Origin of the sequence: Microbacterium sp. LMX7-1.2 (genome assembly GCF_040675935.1) — a bacterium.
GTDB lineage: Bacteria > Actinomycetota > Actinomycetes > Actinomycetales > Microbacteriaceae > Microbacterium.
The window spans coordinates 3,612,423-3,631,123 of the sequence record NZ_JBEGIL010000001.1; the positions used below are offsets into that span (position 1 = coordinate 3,612,423).

At 70.0% G+C, this 18,701-nt stretch carries 22 protein-coding genes and 1 tRNA gene; 11 read left to right on the forward strand and 12 right to left on the reverse strand.

Annotation, left to right across the window (positions count from 1 at the left end; translation table 11 throughout):
* Positions 1–5: 5 nt before the first annotated feature.
* From MRBLMX7_RS17725 to MRBLMX7_RS17735, 3 genes are read left to right on the forward strand one after another with little or no spacing between them, the layout of a single operon-like run.
* Positions 6–1,184, forward strand: a complete 1,179-nt coding sequence (locus tag MRBLMX7_RS17725; RefSeq protein WP_363370491.1) for a M24 family metallopeptidase — start codon at positions 6–8, stop codon at positions 1,182–1,184.
* Positions 1,185–1,227: 43 nt separating this feature from the next.
* Positions 1,228–2,127 carry an alpha/beta fold hydrolase gene (locus MRBLMX7_RS17730; RefSeq protein ID WP_363370493.1) on the forward strand — a complete coding sequence of 300 codons (900 nt, stop codon included), beginning with the start codon at positions 1,228–1,230 and terminating at the stop codon, positions 2,125–2,127.
* Complete coding sequence (locus tag MRBLMX7_RS17735) at positions 2,124–3,146, forward strand: Lrp/AsnC family transcriptional regulator (protein ID WP_050723874.1); 1,023 nt, start codon at positions 2,124–2,126, stop codon at positions 3,144–3,146. The genes MRBLMX7_RS17730 and MRBLMX7_RS17735 overlap by 4 nt, the downstream gene beginning before the upstream one ends.
* Here MRBLMX7_RS17735 and MRBLMX7_RS17740 read toward each other — a convergent pair whose 3' ends face one another.
* The 7 genes from MRBLMX7_RS17740 to MRBLMX7_RS17770 form a co-directional block, all read right to left on the reverse strand.
* Positions 3,147–3,311, reverse strand: coding sequence for a hypothetical protein (locus MRBLMX7_RS17740; protein ID WP_363370494.1), 165 nt, complete (start codon positions 3,309–3,311; stop codon positions 3,147–3,149).
* Between the two features lie 91 nt (positions 3,312–3,402).
* On the reverse strand, positions 3,403–4,542 hold the full coding sequence (locus MRBLMX7_RS17745; RefSeq protein WP_363370496.1) for an AI-2E family transporter: 1,140 nt from the start codon (positions 4,540–4,542) through the stop codon (positions 3,403–3,405).
* Positions 4,543–4,659: 117 nt separating this feature from the next.
* The gene (locus MRBLMX7_RS17750) at positions 4,660–5,460 is read right to left on the reverse strand and encodes an FGGY-family carbohydrate kinase (protein ID WP_363370498.1); all 801 of its coding nucleotides are present in this window, start codon (positions 5,458–5,460) and stop codon (positions 4,660–4,662) included.
* Positions 5,357–6,076 carry an FGGY family carbohydrate kinase gene (locus MRBLMX7_RS17755; protein ID WP_363370500.1) on the reverse strand — a complete coding sequence of 240 codons (720 nt, stop codon included), beginning with the start codon at positions 6,074–6,076 and terminating at the stop codon, positions 5,357–5,359. Before MRBLMX7_RS17755 ends, MRBLMX7_RS17750 begins: the two co-directional genes overlap by 104 nt.
* Positions 6,073–7,227: an NAD(P)/FAD-dependent oxidoreductase gene (locus tag MRBLMX7_RS17760; protein ID WP_363370502.1), complete on the reverse strand. Its 1,155-nt coding sequence runs from the start codon at positions 7,225–7,227 to the stop codon at positions 6,073–6,075. Before MRBLMX7_RS17760 ends, MRBLMX7_RS17755 begins: the two co-directional genes overlap by 4 nt.
* A 37-nt stretch (positions 7,228–7,264) precedes the next feature.
* The gene (locus MRBLMX7_RS17765; RefSeq protein WP_363370504.1) at positions 7,265–7,870 is read right to left on the reverse strand and encodes an amino acid permease; all 606 of its coding nucleotides are present in this window, start codon (positions 7,868–7,870) and stop codon (positions 7,265–7,267) included.
* Entirely contained in the window at positions 7,867–8,751 is an 885-nt protein-coding gene (locus MRBLMX7_RS17770) for an amino acid permease (protein ID WP_363370506.1), read from the reverse strand. Before MRBLMX7_RS17770 ends, MRBLMX7_RS17765 begins: the two co-directional genes overlap by 4 nt.
* An 88-nt stretch (positions 8,752–8,839) precedes the next feature.
* Between MRBLMX7_RS17770 and MRBLMX7_RS17775 the strand changes: the two genes are divergently transcribed.
* Positions 8,840–9,586 (forward strand): GntR family transcriptional regulator, encoded by a 747-nt coding sequence (locus MRBLMX7_RS17775; protein ID WP_363370508.1) that lies wholly within the window; start codon positions 8,840–8,842, stop codon positions 9,584–9,586.
* Positions 9,583–10,224 carry an HAD family hydrolase gene (locus tag MRBLMX7_RS17780; protein ID WP_363370509.1) on the forward strand — a complete coding sequence of 214 codons (642 nt, stop codon included), beginning with the start codon at positions 9,583–9,585 and terminating at the stop codon, positions 10,222–10,224. The genes MRBLMX7_RS17775 and MRBLMX7_RS17780 overlap by 4 nt, the downstream gene beginning before the upstream one ends.
* Positions 10,225–10,321: 97 nt before the next feature.
* On the opposite strand, the gene ykgO is transcribed toward MRBLMX7_RS17780, so the two are convergent.
* Positions 10,322–10,444, reverse strand: a complete 123-nt coding sequence (gene ykgO, locus MRBLMX7_RS17785; protein ID WP_036311902.1) for a type B 50S ribosomal protein L36 — start codon at positions 10,442–10,444, stop codon at positions 10,322–10,324.
* A 69-nt stretch (positions 10,445–10,513) separates the two neighbouring features.
* Here ykgO and MRBLMX7_RS17790 point away from each other — a divergent pair, with 69 nt between their 5' ends.
* Positions 10,514–11,503, forward strand: a complete 990-nt coding sequence (locus MRBLMX7_RS17790; RefSeq protein ID WP_363370511.1) for a GTP-binding protein — start codon at positions 10,514–10,516, stop codon at positions 11,501–11,503.
* A 60-nt stretch (positions 11,504–11,563) separates the two neighbouring features.
* Here the strand turns inward: MRBLMX7_RS17790 and MRBLMX7_RS17795 are convergent.
* Positions 11,564–11,636: transfer RNA gene (locus MRBLMX7_RS17795), tRNA-Ala, on the reverse strand.
* A 134-nt stretch (positions 11,637–11,770) separates the two neighbouring features.
* On the opposite strand from MRBLMX7_RS17795, the gene MRBLMX7_RS17800 reads away from it, so the two are divergent.
* From MRBLMX7_RS17800 to MRBLMX7_RS17820, 5 genes are read left to right on the forward strand one after another with little or no spacing between them, the layout of a single operon-like run.
* Complete coding sequence (locus MRBLMX7_RS17800) at positions 11,771–12,835, forward strand: flavin-containing monooxygenase (protein ID WP_363370513.1); 1,065 nt, start codon at positions 11,771–11,773, stop codon at positions 12,833–12,835.
* Positions 12,836–12,892: 57 nt separating this feature from the next.
* Entirely contained in the window at positions 12,893–13,687 is a 795-nt protein-coding gene (locus tag MRBLMX7_RS17805) for a hypothetical protein (protein ID WP_363370515.1), read from the forward strand.
* Positions 13,684–14,214, forward strand: coding sequence for a hypothetical protein (locus MRBLMX7_RS17810; protein ID WP_363370517.1), 531 nt, complete (start codon positions 13,684–13,686; stop codon positions 14,212–14,214). Before MRBLMX7_RS17805 ends, MRBLMX7_RS17810 begins: the two co-directional genes overlap by 4 nt.
* A gap of 44 nt (positions 14,215–14,258) precedes the next feature.
* On the forward strand, positions 14,259–14,915 hold the full coding sequence (locus tag MRBLMX7_RS17815; RefSeq protein ID WP_363370519.1) for an SDR family oxidoreductase: 657 nt from the start codon (positions 14,259–14,261) through the stop codon (positions 14,913–14,915).
* A gap of 4 nt (positions 14,916–14,919) precedes the next feature.
* Positions 14,920–16,110: a glycoside hydrolase family 3 N-terminal domain-containing protein gene (locus MRBLMX7_RS17820; RefSeq protein ID WP_363370521.1), complete on the forward strand. Its 1,191-nt coding sequence runs from the start codon at positions 14,920–14,922 to the stop codon at positions 16,108–16,110.
* A gap of 7 nt (positions 16,111–16,117) precedes the next feature.
* On the opposite strand, the gene MRBLMX7_RS17825 is transcribed toward MRBLMX7_RS17820, so the two are convergent.
* The 3 genes from MRBLMX7_RS17825 to MRBLMX7_RS17835 are packed head-to-tail and all read right to left on the reverse strand — an operon-like array spanning position 16,118 to position 18,687.
* Entirely contained in the window at positions 16,118–16,978 is an 861-nt protein-coding gene (locus MRBLMX7_RS17825) for a 3-methyladenine DNA glycosylase (protein WP_363370523.1), read from the reverse strand.
* Between the two features lies 1 nt (position 16,979).
* On the reverse strand, positions 16,980–18,005 hold the full coding sequence (locus tag MRBLMX7_RS17830; protein ID WP_050723857.1) for an App1 family protein: 1,026 nt from the start codon (positions 18,003–18,005) through the stop codon (positions 16,980–16,982).
* Between the two features lie 4 nt (positions 18,006–18,009).
* A complete protein-coding gene (locus tag MRBLMX7_RS17835; RefSeq protein WP_050723858.1) occupies positions 18,010–18,687 on the reverse strand; it encodes a DedA family protein in 678 nt (225 codons plus the stop codon).
* Between the last annotated feature and the right edge of the window lie 14 nt (positions 18,688–18,701).

The window sequence follows — 18,701 nt, forward strand, 5'->3', positions numbered from 1 at the left end:
CCGAAATGGAACCGTTCGACCAGCGACTGGCACCGGAGTTCTTCGACCGTGCCCAGGAGCGGGTACGCGCGATGATGGCGGAGGAGGGATTCGACGCGATCCTCACCGAGCACCCCGAGGACATCGCGTACCTCACGGGCTTCTTCCACCACCCCTCGGAGCGTCCGGTCGCGGTGTGGCTCGAGGCGTCCGGCCGCGTCGTGATGCTGCTGCCGGAACTCGAACGGGAGTACGCGCAGTCGCAGTCGGCGCGCGCCGAACTCGTGGCGTTCTTCGAGTTCCCCGGGATCGTCGCACCGTTCTCGGTGCTCGCGGCTGCCGTGCGACCGCGCGGCCGAGTCGGCTTCGCCTCGACCATGCCCTACGCCCGGCTCGCCTCAGCGCGGTCCGCGATGCCCGAGGCCGAGCTGGTCGGCACCGATCTCCTCGCCCGCGCCCGCTATGTGAAGCTCCCCGAGGAGGTCGCGCTGCACCGTGAGGCGGCCAGGATCACCGATCGGATGCTCGAGGCCGGAGTCCGCCTGGTGACCGACGCCGTGGTCGCCGGCGGAGACCTGCCCACCGAAGCCGAGCTCGAGCGCCACGTCACGGCCACGGGTGCCGGCATCATGTACGGCGAGCACCGCAACGTGGTGGTGGCGTCGCTGCTGGCCGGGGGGCTGGTGTACTCGGGGGCGAACTCCGCCTTCCCGCACGGTCTGCCCTCGGTGAACAGGCTGCGCGCCGGCGACACGTTCATGCTGTCGCTGGGATGCGCGGTCGGCGGACGCTTCATCGAGGGGGAGAGGACCTTCGTGCTCGGTGAGCCCACGGCCGAGCAGCGTCGCTACCACGACACGATCCACGCCGCTCAGCAGCTCGGACGCGAGACGATCCGCGAAGGGCTGGAATGCCGTGAGGCCAACCGGCTGTGCCTCGACGTGATCCGCGAGGCGGGGCTGGGTGAGTTCATCCGCCACCGGCAGGGGCACGGCATCGGCCTGGGGATGCACGAGGCGCCGTGGCTCGAGGACGGCGACGACACGGTGCTCGTCGCCGGCATGGTCGTGTCGAACGAGCCGGGCATCTACGTGCCCGGCCACGCCGGCTACCGCATCAGCGACAGCATGCTCGTGACGGCGGACGGCGCGGAGGCGCTCACGACCTTCCCTCGGGCGCTCGATGACTGCATCATCCCGCTCTGAGCGCGGGGCACACCACAGAGATCTGGACAGGAAGAGGAAGAAGATGAGCAGCACACCGGAGGTCTCCCCGGAGTTCGCCGCGGCGACCAGCGATCACCAGTGGGTCGAGATCAACGGCAACCATCTCGCGGTCGAGGTGCTCGGACCGGAGGGCGCACCCGTCATCATCACGCACCATGGCGCGCCCGGACTGGGGTCGAGAGCCGAGCCGCGCGCGAGCTTCGGCCGCCTGGCCGACGAGTACCGCGTGGTCGTGTTCGATGCGCGCGGCAGCGGGCAGAGCGAGGGCGAGGGCACCTACAGCCACGAGCAGTGGGCGGCCGACATCGACGGCCTGCGGGAGTGGATCGGCGCCGAGCGCATCGTCATGGCCGGCGGCTCCTACGGCGGATTCATGGCGATGGAGTATGCGCTGCGGTACCCCGACCGCGTGTCCGCGATCGTGCTCCGGGACACCTCGCCCGACAACTCGAACGCGCACCTCGCCAGGGAGAACGCCCTCGCCTCCGACCGCGTCACGATCGACATGGAGAAGTTCGACCGCATCGACATCGGTCAGGTGCGCGACGACGAGGACCTCAAGGACTGCTGGCGCGAGATCCTGCCCCTCTATGACTTCGTGTACGACCCGGAAGCCGTCGAGCGCAAGGTCGAGGCTACGCCCTACCGCTACCGCGCGCACAACTACGCGTTCTCGGTGAACCTCCCGAACTACGACCTCAAGCCGCGGCTGCACGAGATCGTGGTGCCGACACTCATCACGGTGGGACGGACCGACTGGATCACGCCAGTATCGTGTAGCCAGACGATCGCCGATCTCATCCCGGACTCCGAGATGGTGGTGTTCGAGAAGTCGGGGCACTCCCCGCAGATCGAGGAGGCAGAGGCGTGGACCGACACCGTGCGCACGTTCCTGCACCGGGTGCAGCCGCCGACGGCATGAGCTCCGTACCACTGGTGAGGGACGTCAGCGACCTCGATCGACGCATCGTCGTCGCCCTGCAGCAGGACGGCCGAGCGAGCTGGACCTCGATCGCCGAGTTCGCCGGAGCGTCGGTGTCGACCGTGACGCGACGGGGACAGCAGCTCCTCACGGAGGGGATCGTGCGCGTCGGCATCGTCCCGACCCTCGGCAGCGAGGGGCACGTCGAGACGTTCTTCGTACGCATCAACTGCACACCCGGCTCGCAGCTGACCGTGGCGGAAGCGCTGATCGGCTCGCCGTACGTGCGGTTCGTGACGCTCGTGACGGGCAAGTTCGACGTGTTCGCCGAGGTCGTGATCCCCGGTGACTCCGCGAACTACGCGCACGTGCTCACGGACCTGCAGGCGATCCCGGGCGTCGAGCGGTGGCGCAGCGACCTGGTGGTGCACACCTACAAGGTGAGCTTCGACTGGGGGCGGCAGCTGTACGACTCGCATGCCGAGGCGGCGAGCGACCCCACGTCGTACATGCCCGCTCCCAACACCTGCGACCCCTCGCACTTCGACGACGCGGATCGCGCGATCGTCCGCGAACTGAGCGACAACGGGCGTGCCTCGTTCTTGTCGATCGCGGCGAAGCTCGACATGAACGAGAGCAGCGTGCGACGGCGATACGAGCGGATGCGGTCGGCGGGGTGCCTCACGACCGTGACGATGGTGCCGGCATCCGCTCTCGGAATGAGCGCGGAGACCCTCCTCATGCTGCGCGTCGAGCCTTCACGGCTCGCGTCGGTCGCCCAGACGCTGTCGCAGCACGTGTCCGTGCGGTTCCTCGCGGCGGCGCTGGAGGAGAACTCGCTCTACTGCGAGATCATCCTGCCGAGCACCGAGACCCTGCACGACTTCCTCACCGGGACGATCGCCCAGCTCAAGGGCGTCAAGGGATGGAACGCCGCCATGGAGCTCGTGTTCATGAAGCGCGGCTTCATCGAGACTCCGTGGTGGCGCGCGCAGGTCGCGTCCGCGGGCGGGAGCTGATCAATCGCCCTCGGCCGCCAGACGGTCCGCCTCGGCGCTGTCGATGCGCTCCGGGTTCGCGTCAGGGTCGAGCTCGCGCTCTCCGTCGACCTCGCGGGTCGCCGACTCGACGTCCTCGTCGTCTCCGTCCAGCGGCGGGACCGGAGGGATCAGGGGATTGCTCATGTCGTGCTCCTCTCGTGATGGTCCGATCACGCTAGGTCATGAGCGGGGCGCCGAGGAGTCCGTTGACGCGCTCGCGGTCGGGGAGTAGGGCTCAGACCGTCTCCTGGCGCTTCTTGCGGAAGGGCCGGGCGGGGGTGTGCGGTCCGTCCCAGACGGTGATGATGCCCCAGGCGACCGCGGCGAGCGGCACCGACAGCACCGCTCCGACGATGCCGCCGAGGATCGTGCCCGCGGTCAGGGCGAGCAGGATGACGAGCGCGTGCAGCTTGAGCGAGCGCGCCATCACGACCGGCTGCAGGAAGTTGCCCTCCAGCTGGTTGACGAGCACCACGATGCCCACGACGATCAGCGCCGCGATCGGCCCGTGCGTCACGAGCGCGACGAGAGCCGCGAGGATGCCGGCGGCCGTGGCGCCGACGAGAGGGATGAAGGCCGTGAGGAACACGATCACGGCGAGCGGCACGGCCAGCGGGATCTGCAGGATCGCGAGACCGATGCCGATGCCGACGGCGTCGACCGCCGCGACGATCGACGTGCCGCGGATGTAGCCGCCGAAGACGTCGACCGTCTTGTCGCCGATGCGGCGAGCGCGTTCGTAGCTCGCGCCGGTGAAGGGTCGGAGCAGGAACTCCCAGATGCGCGGGCCGTCCTTGAGGAAGAAGAACAGCACCACGATCATGAGCGCGAGGCCCGTGAAGAAGCTCGCCGTCGCCGACACTCCGGCGAGCGCGCCCTGGCCGAAGGAGGCGCTCGTGAGGAAGTCGCCCGCGCTCGCCCACACGTCGTCGAGGTCGATCGAGGCGAAGTCGAACGGCAGAGTGTCGAGCCAGGCGGTGACCTGGGAGATGCCGTCGGTCGCCGAGTCGACGAGGTCGTCCCATTGGGAGCGGACCGTGAGCACGATGACCCACACGATGCCGCCGAGGACCGCGAGGATGCCGATGAGGGCGATCCACGTGGCGAGGATCGAGGGCACTCCCTTGCGGCGCATCAGAGCGACGAGCGGGTGGATGGCACACGCGAGGATCAGCGCGATCGTGACGGGGATGAACACCAGCGACAGTTGCGTGATGACGAGGACGCCCACGGCGACCAGCGCGAGGACCGCGAGGGTCTGAAGGCTGCGGGTGGCGGCGAGCCCCCATCCGCGCGACCACAGGCGGCCGGTCTCGCCCGTCACGCGTGCGGCCGCCTCGTCGCTCATCGGCTCGGGTCGTCGGAACAATCCCATCACGTGTGCCTCCCGCCAGGCGCCGATCGGCGCGTCCTTGCGTCTATCAGACCATCACCGGACGGCAAGACCCTGGTGATCCGCCGCGCGCCGCGGGGCCGGGAATCGTTCGCGGGGTCAGGCCTGCGCCTCGGCGACGGCACGCCAGCGCGCGGAGAACTCCTCGGCCCGCTCGTCGGACCACTGCGGTTCATAGGTCTGCACCGGCGTCCAGGGGATGATCGCGTCCTCGAGTGCGAGCCCGGGCGTCACGGCGCAGCGGGCGAGGGCCGCAGCACCCAGCGGAGTGGCGTGCGATGAGGGGTACACGTCGACGGGGATGCGCATGAGGTCGGCCACCGCCTGCATGAGCACGCGGCTCTGCGTGAGACCGCCGTCCACCCGCAGGCGCTGCAACGGTCGCTCGAGATCCGCGTTCATGGCCGTGGCGAGCTCGGCCACCTGAGCGGCGATGCCTTCGAGCACGGCGCGCACGAGGTGCTCGCTCCCGGTCGACAGGGTCATGCCGGTGAAGGTGGCCGTCGCGTCGGGGCGCCACCAGGGAGCTGCGAGACCCGCGAGCGCGGGGACGCAGAGCACTCCGCCGGCGTCGACTGCCGCGACCCGGTCGAGGTCGGCGGCGGTGTCGATGAACGTGAGCCGTTCGAGCCACTGTACGGCGGAGGCGGCCGTGTACACCTGCCCGTCCAGGCAGTAGGTCGTGCTGCCGCCCTGCTGCCAGGCCACCGAGGAGGAGAGCCCGGCGGAGGAGCGCACGGCCTCGTGGCCTGTGTTGGCGAGCAGGAAGGCTCCGGTGCCGAAGGTGCACTTGGCCTCACCCGGCCGCAGACACGCCTGTGCGACGAGTGCGGCCTGCTGATCGACCACGAGCCCGCCGACCGCGGCCGAGCCGCCGAATGCTGTCGTGGATCCGGCCACGTCGTCGCACGCGAGGATGCTGGGCATCCGCTCGTCGGCGAGCCCGAACAGGTCGAGGAGGTCGGGGGGCCCAGGCGACGTCGTCGAGGTCGACCACGAGCGAGCGGCTCGCTGTCGATGCATCCGTGACGAACTCTCCGGTGAGCCGGTGCAGCAACCAGCTGTCGGAGGTCGTCACGACACCCTCCGTGGTGACCTCGCGGCGCAGCCAGGCCTGCTTCGGGGCGGAGAAGTACGGATCGAGCACGAGTCCGGTGCGGGCGGTGATCTCGTCGGCGTGCTCGCGCAGCTCGGCGCAGATCGACTCGGAACGACGGTCCTGCCACACGATCATGTTCGAGAGTGGACGCCCGGAGTCCGGGTCCCAGGCGAGCACGGTCTCGCCCTGGTTGGCGAGCGTCACGACGTCGACGTCGACGTTCGCCGTGTTCACGGCGACCCGCCCGGCGCGGAGCACCGAGTCGAGCAGCGCCTCGGGGTCGTGCTCCACCCCTCCGCCGGGAAGGTAGGTCGGGCGGACCGACACTTCGCTGAGGGAGAGGATCTCCCCGTCGGAGCCCACGACGACGGCCTTGGTGCCCGAGGTGCCCTGGTCGATCGCGAGGACGGTCGTCACGACGCCTCGATCCCGTGGTGGGCGGCGGTGCGCCGCCACCACGGGTCGTCGGCGGCGCGCGGCGCGGCGGGCGTCGGGGGACGCAGGTCGCCGACCGGGATGCCGAGGGCAGGCAGCATCCCGATGACGTGGTCTGCGATGCCCAGCGAGGCGGTGAGCCCGGTCGAGCGGATCGCCGCGACGTTGATCAGACGATCGTCGCTCGCGGACCGACCGATCACGTAGTTGCTGTCGCGTCCCGCCGGACGCAGGCCCGCATAGCGGAAGACGGGGGTGAGGCCTGCCAGCGGCGGGAACTGCGCCACCGCCTTCGCGAGGATCTCCTCCTCGGCTTCCGGTCGCACGCTCCAGTCGTCCTTATCGTCGAGATCGATCGCGGTGGGGCCGGCCACGACCCGGCCGTCGAGGGTCGGGAAGACCAATACGCCCTTGGTGCGCTTCGTCGGCACCGGGAGGATGATCCGGTCGAGTGTCTTGCCGTCGGGGAGCTCGAACACGAAGAACTCGCCCTTGCGGGGGTAGATCTCGAACGAGTCGTCGCCGATCAGGCGGGCGACCTCGTCGGCGTGAAGGCCGGCCGCGTTGATCGCGGCGGCGACCACGTGGCGACCCCCGGCAGCAGTCTCGAGCACGAGACCCTCGGGGGTGGGAGTGATCGCCGTGACCCGGGCGTCCGTCTGCACCCGCGCGCCCGCAGCGACCGCGGAGGCCGCGAGAGCCTGCGTGAAGGCGACGGGGTCGGTCACGGACTCGCCGGGGACGAGCAAAGCGCCGTCGGTGGGACGGATGCTCACCTCGACCCCGTTCGCGGCGGCGTTCGCGGCGAGCGCTCGAACGGTCTCGTGATCCTCGTCGCTGCGGGGCACCAGCTCTGCCCCGGAAGCGAGCACGGGGATGCCGAGCGCGGCGAGGATCGTGGGGCGGAGCTGCGCCGCCCGGAGGATCAGCGCGGTCTCGAGCTGCCCCGGCGTCGAGTCGAACCCGGTGTGCAGGACTCCGGAGTTCGTGCCGCTCGCCGCGAGAGCGAGGTCGCTCTCGGCTTCCAGGAGCACGGCGTCGACGCCGCGGTGGGCGAGGGTGTGGAGGAGGGCCGATCCCACGACGCCTCCGCCGATGACGGCGACGACGGGGGGAGGGGTGGAGACGTTCACGGGTGGATCTTCCTTCAGGGGAACGGGCGGTCGGGAGTCAGGAGGCGGGGACGGCGTCGTCGTCGAACGTGCGGTCGACGTCGGCCATGTCGGGCATCGTGAGGCCCCGGCGTCCGCGGGTGACGAGGAGGTACACGAGGTACGCGATCCCGATCACGAGCATGATGCCGACGTACAGACGCGGCTGCTCGAACGAGGCGTCGCGGAAGATGAGCAGTTCGTACACCAGCCACACGCTCGCGAGCACCAGCACCGGCACCTCCCAGCGTCCGAGGGAGAACCCGGTGCTCGCCGGGAGCGACTTCCGCTTCACGATGTACAGGAGCACCGTCCCCGCGTAGATGATGGCCGGCAGCAGCGTGGCTGCCGAGAACAGGATGAACAGAGCATCGCTGGTGCCGCTGAAGATCGCAAGGATCGCCTGCGTGATGACGAGGTAGCCCACGGTGGCGGCGACGGGGGTGTGCCGCGTGCGACTCACGCGGCGCAGCACCTGCCAGGCCGGGAACCGTTCGTCGCGCGACATCGCCCACATGAGGCGCGTCCCGCTGAGGGTGATGACCAGACCGCACGAGAAGATCGAGATCACGACGAGCACCAGGAGGATCTTGCCGATCACGGGACCGAGGACCGAGGTGATCACGGTGGCGACGGGGGTCGCGGACTGCGCGAGAGCTGCGGGTCACCGGCGAGAGCGGTGACGGCGATGAGGAACAGCATCCCGAGTGCGCCGAGCGCGATGACGGCCTGCACCATCGCCCGGGGGATGACCCGCTCGGGGTTCTTGGTCTCCTCGGCGAGGTTGGCCGCCGACTCGAAGCCGACGATCGTGAACGCGCCCAGCAGGAAGGCGAGAGGGAACGGGCCGGCGTCGGTCAGGCCGCCGAAGTCCCAGTAGCCGGCCTCGGTGACCGGGGCGGTCGCGAAGAGCGTGGAGAAGTCGAGACGGCCGAGAGCGGCGCCGACCACGAAGAGCAGCAGGGTGATGCCGATCATGCCGATGATCTGCACCGTGACGGCGACCTCGTTCACGCGGTTCGTGAGCTTGGTGCTCAGGGCCACGAGGATGGCCTGCAGCAGCATGACGAGGGCGGTGATGACCCAGCAGTTCGCGGGGGTGGGGGCGTAGCCGAACAGCTCGGGAAGGATCGTGGCGGCGATCGTGTAGTCGACGGCGACCACCACGATCACGAGGAAGGCGAACGACACCCACCCCGTGAGCCACCCGAGCACGGGGTTCGCGAGGCGCGACACCCACTGGTAGGCGTAGCCGCTGATGGGGATGCGGGCGGCGAGCGCTCCGAAGATCAGCGCGACCATGGTCTGGCCGACGACAGCGATGGGCCAGGCCCAGATGCCGCGGGGACCGCTGCTGTTCAACACGGCCCCGTAGGTCGTGAAGATGCCGGTGGCGATCGACACGAAGCCGAAGGCGACGGCGAAGGAGGCGTACAGGCCGAGCTCGCGCTTCATGCGCACGCCGGCGGGGGCGGAGGATGCCGGGGAGGCAGGTGTGGTGTCCATGGCTCGACTTCCGTCGTCGGGTGTTGGTATAGACCAGCTTTGGTATATACCAACGTACGATAGGGACGTGACCGGTAGCGTGTCAAGGGTGAGCATCGAAGCGCCCGAGGAGAACCCCTCAGTCACCGGGGGAGAACCGGCCTACGTCCGCATCGCCGGAGCGCTGCGCACCCGCATCCGAGAGGGCGCGCTCGCCGCCGGGGATCCGCTCCCACCCGAGCGTGAGCTGTGCGTGGAGTTCGGCGTGAGCCGGATGACCGTGCGCCGCGCGCTCGGGGTGCTCGAACGCGAGGGGACGGTCCACCGCGAGGCGACCCGCGGGACCTTCGTCTCTGAACCTCGTGTGGAACTCCGCCTGGGGTCGTTCTCGCAGGAGGTCTCGCGGGCTGGCCGGCATCCCGGTGCCGAGCTGTTCTGGGCCGAGGAGCGCACTGCGGACGACCAGGTCGCCGACGGGCTCGGTGTGCCGGTCGGGACGCTCGTCTACGCCCTCCAGCGCCTCCGCCGCTCCGACGAGGAGCCGCTCGCTCTCGAGACCACGTACTACCGCGCCGACCTTGTTCCGGGTCTCCTCGAGGGCGATCTCTCGGGATCGCTGTGGGAGGAGGTGCGGCGACGCTTCGGTCTGACGCTGGCGCGCACGACCGCGGCCCTGGAGGTCGTGGTCCTCGACGGGGAGGCCGGCACCCACCTCGGGGGACGCCCGGAGTCGGGGGGTCTGCAGCTGACGCGGAGGACCTACCTCGCGACGGGCGAGTGTGTCGAGTTCGCGGTCGACGTGTACCGCGCTGATCGGGTGTCGCTGATCATCGAACGAGAGGTCGACGGCGAGTGATCTCCGTCTACGACCTCGACGGCGTCCTCAGCCGCTCCGACACCATGGCCGCCCTCGTCTTCGCGCGTCTGCGGCGCCGACCCTGGCTCGCGGGATCCGTGGCCCTCCTCGCGCTCGCCGCAGCCCTCGCCGGCCCGGGCGGGCGGCTGCGCCCGCGGTGCAACCGTGCCATCGTGCACCTCGCGCTCGCGGGAGTGACGGAGGAGGAGTACCTGCAGCTCGCGGATGCTGTCGCCCGGCGTCTCGCCGCACGCGACGGCAACGCGCCCGAGGAGGTTCTCGCGGCGCTGAGGCGGTCGGCGAGCGAGGGCGTCGTCGTGGTGAGCACCGCCACCGAGCGCTGGCTCGCGCACCGCTATCTCGCCGAGATCGGCGTCACGGAAGTGCAGGTCCACGCCTCGCAGCTCCGGTTCCTGGCGGACGGCGCACGGTTCGCGGCTCACAACGTCGGCGAGAACAAGGCCGCCGCGTTCCGGGCGGCGTTCCCCGGCGAGAAGATCGCCGTGCTGCATACCGACTCCGCGAGCGACCTGCCGCTCGCGCGCATGAGCGTCGAGACCGTGCTGGTGCGCCCGTCGCGGCGGACGCTGCGCGCGTTCGCACGCGCAGGTGTCGCGTTCCGCATCGTGGACGCCTGAGCCTCTCCTCGCGCGTCAGGCGCCCGACTCGATAGACGGAAAACGCCGCCGGAGAGCATCCGTAAGCGGCGATCTCCATCTATCGGCGACTCGCGTTTCAGCCCTGGCGGCCCTTGAAGCGCGGGTTGAGCTTGTTGATGACGAAGACGCGGCCACGACGGCGCACGACCTGCGCACCGGGCTGGTTCTTGAGCGACTTGAGCGAAGCGCGGACCTTCATGCGTGACTCCTTAATGAGAATGGTTATCATCTACAGAGTAGAGCATGACCACGATCGAAACGGAGCACCGTGAACACAGAGGCCGTCATCGTCTGCGGACACCGCCAAGGACCCCGAGCGCATATCGTACGACGGCTGGCCGTCGAACGCGGCTGCGTCGTCTCGCACGCGCTCCGGACGGACGCCGCGCACGACTTCTCGTCCGACGCGCTGCACGTCGTGCGTCACGGCAGACCCGAGCGGCTCATCGCGGAGATCCCGGCAGAAGCGTCCCTCGTCGAGACGCTGGGCTCCTTCCTCGATGACGACCACACCACGGTGCGCGAGGTCGTCTGCGTGGTCGACGCCGCGCGATTCTTCGACGACCTCCTCGATGACGAGTACTACACCGTGCCCGGCACCCGGCCGTGCCGCTACGTCGCGCGGGCCTTGCGTATGGTGCAGCAGATCGAACTCGCGAGCGCGCTGATCGTGACGGGGTGGGAGGACGTGCCCACGCGAGACCTCGCCGTGCTGCTCGCGCTCCTGAGTCACCTCGCGCCCGCCGCGCAGATCGGTCTCACACGCGCGGAGCGGGTCGGGCCGCAGTCCCGGTTCGACGATCACGTGCACCAGCCGGGGTGGGTGCACGTGCTCAACGACGAGCACGACCCGTTCATGCGCGACCTCCGTGTGCAGACCTTCCGCTACCAGCAGCTGCGCCCTTTCCACCCCGATCGCCTCCACCGCGTGCTCGACGAGCAGATCGGCTCCGGAGCTTTCGGCGCGGTGCTGCGCTCGGCGGGGATGTGCCGCATCGCCACCCGACCAGGGCTCTCCGGCTCCTGGGAGCACGTGGGGCAGATGATCTCGATCGACCCGCTCGCCCTCGACGGACACCACGACGAGCCCCTCGCGCTCGGGCAGGACATCGCGTTCACGGGCATCGACATGGATGCGGTGGCGCTGAGTCGCGCGCTGGACGCCGCGGCGCTCACCGACGAAGAGCTGCTCGCGGGCCCGGCCGCGTGGCTGGCGTATGCGGATCCGTTCCCGTCGTGGGAGAGCGCGGTGCACTGAGGCGCGGCGACTCCGTCCCGGAAACAAGAAATCCCGCGATCTCTCGCGGGATTTCATCGGTGGACCTGAGGGGACTCGAACCCCTGACCCCCTGCATGCCATGCAGGTGCGCTACCAGCTGCGCCACAGGCCCAGAACTGCTTCCGATCGCTCGGAGCAACTCGAACAGCGTACTACACGGATCGCACGCAGCACCAATCCGGGCCTGCCGTCCGGGCGCGTCGTGCGCGCCGGAACAACGCGCGCACGGGCGGCGTTGAGAACAGCGTGAGCATCCTCGACAGTGTCGTGATCGGCGCGGGGCAGGCCGGTCTCTCGGCCTCGTACCATCTGAGTCGTCTCGGCATCCGACACGTCGTGCTCGATGCGGATGCGGCACCGGGCGGCGCGTGGCAGCACCGCTGGGATGCGCTGACGATGCACGACGTGCACGGCGTCGCCGAACTGCCCGACGACGCACCACCCGCGCGCGACGACGAGCGCGCGAACGTCGCGGTGCCGCGCACCTTCGCCGCCTACGAGGCCGCGCACGATCTGCCGGTGGTCCGCCCGGTACATGTCGACCGCGTCGACGACGAGGACGGCGTCCTCGTGGTGCGCGCCGGTGACCGGGAGTGGCGCACGCGCACGCTCGTCAACGCGACGGGCACCTGGACGCACCCCTTCCTGCCGCACTATCCGGGCATGGAGACATTCCTCGGCGAGCAGTTCCACACGGTCGAGTACCCCGGGCCGGAGCACTTCCGGGGCATGCGCGTGCTCGTGGTCGGTGGCGGGGCGTCGGCGGTGCAGTTCCTCGGTGCTCTCGCCCCGATCGCCGACACGCTGTGGGTCACGCGCAGGGAGCCCGTGTGGCGCACGGACGACTTCACCCCGGAGGCGGGCGCCGCGGCGGTCGCGCTCGTCGAGCAGCGGGTCGCCCGCGGCCTGCCCCCGCAGAGCGTCGTGAGCGTGACGGGACTCATGCTCCGCGAGCAGGAGAGGGAGGCCGAACGCCTCGGCGCCTACGCCGACCGGCGCCCGATGTTCGCGCGCATCGAACCCGACGGCGTGCGCTGGGCCGACGGCTCCTTCGAACGCGTCGACGCGATCCTCTGGGCCACGGGCTTCCGACCCGCCATCAGCCACCTGGCCCCGCTGCATCTCCGCAGCGCCGCGGGCGGCATCCAGCTGGACCGGAACGGTCGCGGCACGACGGCTGTAGCCGATCCCCGCATCCAGCTCGTGGGCTACGGTCCCTCGGCCAGCACGATCGGGGCGAACCGGGCCGGCCGCTCCGCCGCGACAGGGGTGCGACGCGCGCTCTCGGCGGCGAACGTCCCCGGCGCCTGAGGGTCATCTCGAGGTCCGTTCTCCGCCGGGGCCGCCCGACCTCGCTACGCTGAGCGCATGGTCCGCATCGTGCTCTGGGTGATCTGGCTGCTCCTCACCGCCTGGCTCGTGATCTGGACGGGCGAGGGGCTCTTCGGAGTCGACCAGCGCACGTCGATCCTCCCGTTCTCGGGAGAGGACACCCTCCTCGCCCCGATCCTCATCGGCGTCGCCTGGGGCGTGATCCTCACTTTCGGCATGACGTTCACCGGACTCGGCGTGCGCGGGAGGAGGCTGCGGGGCGAGACGCAGATCGGCGTCGGGCGCATCGTCGAGCTCGCGCCCACCGGCCTCTCCATCAACGACGTCCCGCAGTACGACCTGTTCATCCGCGTCACGCCGCGCGCCGGCGGCGACTTCGTCGGGCAACTGCGGAGCCTCATCCCGCCGACCGATCTCGCGACGGTGCAGGTCGGCAGCCCGGTCCCGGTGCGTTACAGTCCCGCCGACCCGGACACGGTCGAACTCGCCGACATCGCACAGCCCGAGGTGCGCGAGGCCATGCTGCAGTGGCGCATCGAGAAAGGACTGATCGACCCCCGACTCGTGCGCGCACGCACGACCGGCATCCAGGTCCCGGCATCGGTGCTCGAGGTCCGGCCGACGGGCCGCCGACGGGAGGGGCAGAGCGAGCTGACGCTCAAGGTGCTCATGGCGCCGGACGGCGAGGCGACCTGGGAGGCCGATACTGCGGTGTTCGCGTATCCCGATGCGATCTCGCGCTTCCAGGTCGGATCGCCGCTCTGGGCGTTCTACCGGCGCGAGGATCCGCAGACCGTGGCCGTGACGATCGAGAAGGAGCCGGGCCGATGAACCCCCTCGACACGTTCTTCTGGCTGCTCAACTTCCCGGCGGCACACGGCTATGCGATGATGTTCATCGCGGGCTTCTCGATCCTCGGCCTCTTCGCGATGTCGACGGCCGGGGGCGTGGTGCGCAGGACGGCGTCGCTGCGGAGCGTCCGTGAACGCGAGGGTCTCGCCGTCGCGGAGGCACGGCCGCGCGGAGAGGTCGGGGGGAGCATCCTCCGCATCGTGTTCCGGGTGCTGGCGTTCCTCATGCTCGCGAACCTCGTGATCGGCATCCTCAGCCTGACCGGCGTGCCGCTCACCCGCGCCTACATCTACGAGAACGGCGTGCCGACGACGGGCACGAAGGACGGCGACTGGGTCACGTTCACGACCTCGAGCGGCGTCGAGTACACGATCGAGAGCAACTTCTTCACTCCGGCGGTCTACCCCGACCGCGACGCGTACCTCTCGGGGGAGCAGGTCGTCGTGCGCTACCTGCCCGGGCACCCGCAGGCTTTCGTGATCGATAGCACGCAGGGCCCGCGCTGACCACCCCGGAGCCCGTGTCGGTGAACGCGCGTAGGGTGAAGGACATGTCGCGCATCATCGTCTTCGGCGGCCACGGCCGCATCGCCCTGCTGCTCGCCCCGCTTCTCGTCGCCCGCGGCGACGAGGTCACCGCGGTGATCCGCAATCCCGATCACGTCACCGAGGTCGAGCAGACCGGCGCCCGTGCGCTGGTCGCCGACATCGAGCAGCTCGACACCGCGGGCCTGGCGGAGATCATCTCCGGTCACGACGCGGTCGTGTGGTCCGCCGGTGCCGGCGGGGGCTCGCCCGAACGGACGTACGCGGTCGATCGCGATGCGGCGATCCGCAGCATGGACGCCGCTGTGGATGCCGGCGTGCGCCGCTACGTCATAGTGTCCTGGATCGGGTCGACCGCCGATCACGGAGTCCCTGAGGACGACTCTTTCTTCCCCTACGCCGACGCGAAGTGGGCTGCCGACGAGCACCTGCGCGGGGTCGACCTCGACGGCACGATCCTCGGCCCGGGCACTCTCACGTTCGACGATCCCACCGGACGCATCCTCCTCGACCCCGAGGGTCGCGGCGAGGTGGCGCGAGCGGATGTCGCAGCGGTGATCGCCGAGACCGTCGGCAACCCGTCGACGTTCGGGCGCACCATCCGCTTCGGGAACGGCACTGTCGAGACGTCCACGCCGATCGCGGACGCACTCGACGCCTGAGGCGATGCGCGTACACCGTGTCGGCGCGCTCCTCGCCGCGGCTGTGCTCGGCGTGGGCATGCTGGCATCCGGGTCGGCGATCGCCGACTCCGGAGCCACCACGGCGAACATGACCCGCGCGCACACCACTGGTGACGATGCCGTGCGCGCCCACGCCGCGGATCTCGTCGCCGACATGACGACGCATGAGCAGGCCGCCTCCGTGGTCATGGGACACATCCCGACGACGGATGCCGCGGCTCTCAGCGCCTACATGCAGCAGGGCCTCGGGGGCTTCCTGCTCATGGGAGCCAACATCCCCGACGAGGAGTCGGGCCTCACGGCGCTCACGACCGCACTGAAGGTCGACCCCGCGCTGCCGCCCCTCATCGCGATAGACCAGGAAGGCGGGATCGTGTCGCGTCTCCCGAGCGACGGGTATCCGGCATCCACCACTCTGAAGTCCCTGCCGGTCGAGGCGACCTCCGCGGCGTTCTCGGCGCGGGCAGCGCTCGTCGTGCGCTCCGGGATCGACGTGAACTTCGGCACGGTGGCCGACGTGACCGCCGATGCGTCATCGTTCATCTACGGCCGAGCGCTCGGCACCGATCCCTCCGCTGCGGCGGAGAGGATTGCCGCGGCGACGACGGCGCAGGAGCCGGTCCTCGCGTCGACTCTGAAGCACTTCCCGGGGCACGGTGCGGCGCCGGGCGACTCGCACCACGCGATCCCCACGACCGACGAGACGCTCGACGAGTGGCGCGTGAGCGATGCGGTGCCGTTCGCCGCCGGTATCGACGCCGGGGCCTCACTGCTCATGTTCGGGCACCTCGCCTACACCGCGGTCGACACCGCGCCCGCCTCGCTCTCGCCGGCGTGGCACGCGATCGCGCGCGACGAGCTGGGCTTCGACGGCGTGATCGTGACCGACGATCTCGGGATGCTCCAGTCCTCCGGCATCCCGGAGTACGCCGATCCCGTGGCGAACGCTGTGAATGCACTCGCGGCCGGCAGCGACCTGCTGCTGATGGTCGCCGGCTCGACCGCCGACACCGCGGGCGACATGGTCGCCGGGATCACCGCAGCGGTCGACGCGGGCACGATCCCCGCCGACCGGCTCGCCGACGCCGCGACCCGTGTCCTGGCCCTGCGGCTGCAGCAGGCCGCGGCCCCCGCGCAGTGGGCGCTGTGCGCGGAGTGCGAACCCGCAACCTGACTCCGGGTCAGCTCACGGGTGCCGCGGCCCCGAGCCAGGAGTCGAGCAGACGTCCCCGCAGTGCCGCACCTCGATCGGCGAAAGCGCGCTGACGCCGCACGTACTCGGCTTTGCCCTCGACCGACTCGATCGCGACGGGCTCGACGCCCCAGGCAGCAAGATCGTAGGGCGCGGCCTGCATGTCGAGCAGGCGGATGTCGCGCGCGAACTCGAACGCATCGAGCAACAGTTCCCCGGGCACGAGCGGACCGAGTTTGAGCGCCCACTTGTACAGGTCCATGCCGGCGTGCAGGCACCCGGGCTGCTCGAGGAGCGGCTGGTCGTCGCGGCTCAGCGCCATGCGATTGCGGGGCACCGCCTCGGGTGTGAAGAAACGGAACGCGTCGAAATGCGTGCACCGGAGCTCGTGACTCTCCACCACGCGATCCGTGCCGTCCTGCCCGAGACGCAGGGGGACGGGATGCCGGAGCTCGTCGGCTCGGTACACCATGGCCCACTCGTGCAGGCCGAAGCAGCCGAACTGTCCGGGGCGGGAGGCGGTGCGTCGCAGCATCCGCTCGACGAGGGCCGCGAGGTCCGGCTTCTCCTCGGCGAAGGCCCGTGCGTCGGGAACGACCCCACCCTCGGTCGCTCCGGGGGAGTACCAGCGCCAGCCGCGCCGCTCGACCGCATCCTCCAGCTCGACGCCGGCACCGGGGTGCCAGCGCCGTAACTGGGACGGCTTGTAGGAGTAGTAAGTGAAGAGGAAATCCCACACCGGATGCTTCTCGCCGCGGCTCGCGCGGTCGCGGTGCGCAGCGGTGAGGGAGTCAGCGCGTTCCTGATGCGCCTGCTCCCGCTCCCGCCACTCGGACCGCGTGAGAGACATGTCAGTCGAGGATGCCGGCTTCGCCGAGCAGATCGCGCAGGCCCGCGCCGTCTTCGGCGCTCACCCACGGGGCGACGTCGACGGAGTGCGGCTCGCGCCCGGCGCGACCGCCGGCGAGCACGGCCTCCGCGGGGAGCAGACGGCGGATCGCGACTCCGGCGACCGAATCCGGATGCTCCTCCATGAACTCCGAGTAGATCGCCTCGTCGTGCTGGCCGTCGTCGCCGATCAGCAGCCATTTGACGTGCGGGAACTCTGTGGCCAGTCGCCGCAGATTCGTGAGCTTGTGCTCACGGCCACTGCGGAACCACCGATCGTGCGTGGGGCCCCAGTCGGTGAGCAGCATGGATCCGGCGGGGAACAGATGCCGTCCGAGGAAGCGTCGCAGGGTGGGGGCCACGTTCCACGCGCCGGTGGAGAGATAGATCATCGGCGCGCCGGGATGCTGGCGCAGGAGCTGATCGAGCAGGACCGCCATGCCGGGAACGGGCAGGCGAGCGTGCTCGTCGACCACGAAGGAGTTCCAGGCCGCGATGAACGGGCGGGGGAGCGCCGTGACCATGACGGTGTCGTCCACGTCGGACAGCACGCCGAAGCGGGTGGACTCGGAGACGACGAACGCGGTCGCCTCGACCGGTTCCTGTCCTTCGACGGAGAACCTGAAGGTCTGCCAGCCGGATTCGAGGTCGGTGTGGATCACGGCGTCCACGACGCCGCCGCGGTCGGCGACCACGTGGTGCACCGAGTCCCCGATCTGCACGGTGACCTTCGCGAAACTGACGGGGATGCCGACGAAGCTCCGCCAACCGCGCACGCTCGCGGGCTCGCCGTCCTTCGTGCTCCGCTGCGGGGGGACGATCAGGACGCGTCCGAGGACACGCACCCAGCCGGGCCCGCCGTATCCGGGGAAGGGGAGGATCGTGGCGACGCGTCCGCGACGGCGCGCGCGGCCTTCCCGCCACACGTGGAAGCGGTGCTCGAGGCGCGCGAACCAGTGGATCCGGGGCGCCAGGGGTGCAGAAGCCATTGCTTCAGTCTTTCACGTCCGCACCGCTCTGCGCGTCCGCCTCGGGCGCATCGATATGCCGGGACTCCAGTCGCGTGAGGAGTTTCTTGCCGAGGAAGACGAGCAGTAGGAAGAGCGCGATCACGCCGACGAAGATGTAGCCGGCGTAGTGCACGCGGTCGACGAGTTCGCGGAAGCTCCCGGCCGCGAGCGAGGTGATGCTCACGTACGCGGTCGCCCAGAGCAGACAGGCGGGAGCAGTCCAGGCGAGGAAGCGGCGATACGAGTAGTGGCTCATTCCGACCGTGAGCGGCACGAGCGAGTGGAGCACCGGAAGGAAGCGCGACAGGAAGATGGCGATGCCGCCGCGCCTGGCGAGATAGTTCTCGGCGCGCACCCAGTTGGTCTCGCCGACGCGGCGACCCACCCAGGAGCGGCGGATGCGCGGGCCGAGCCATCGACCGAGCCAGAAACCGATGCTCTCGCCGATCAGCGCGCCCACCACGACGGCGACCACCATCGCGATGCCCTCGATCGGATTCGCGACCCCCATGGACGCGATGATCACGACGGTGTCACCGGGGACGATCAGACCGATCAGGACGCTGGTCTCGAGCATGACCGCGACGCCCGCGATGAGCGTGCGCGTGACCGGGTCGATCGACTGGATCACGTCGAACAGCCACAGCAGGAGGTCGTCCACTCTCCGAGACTACG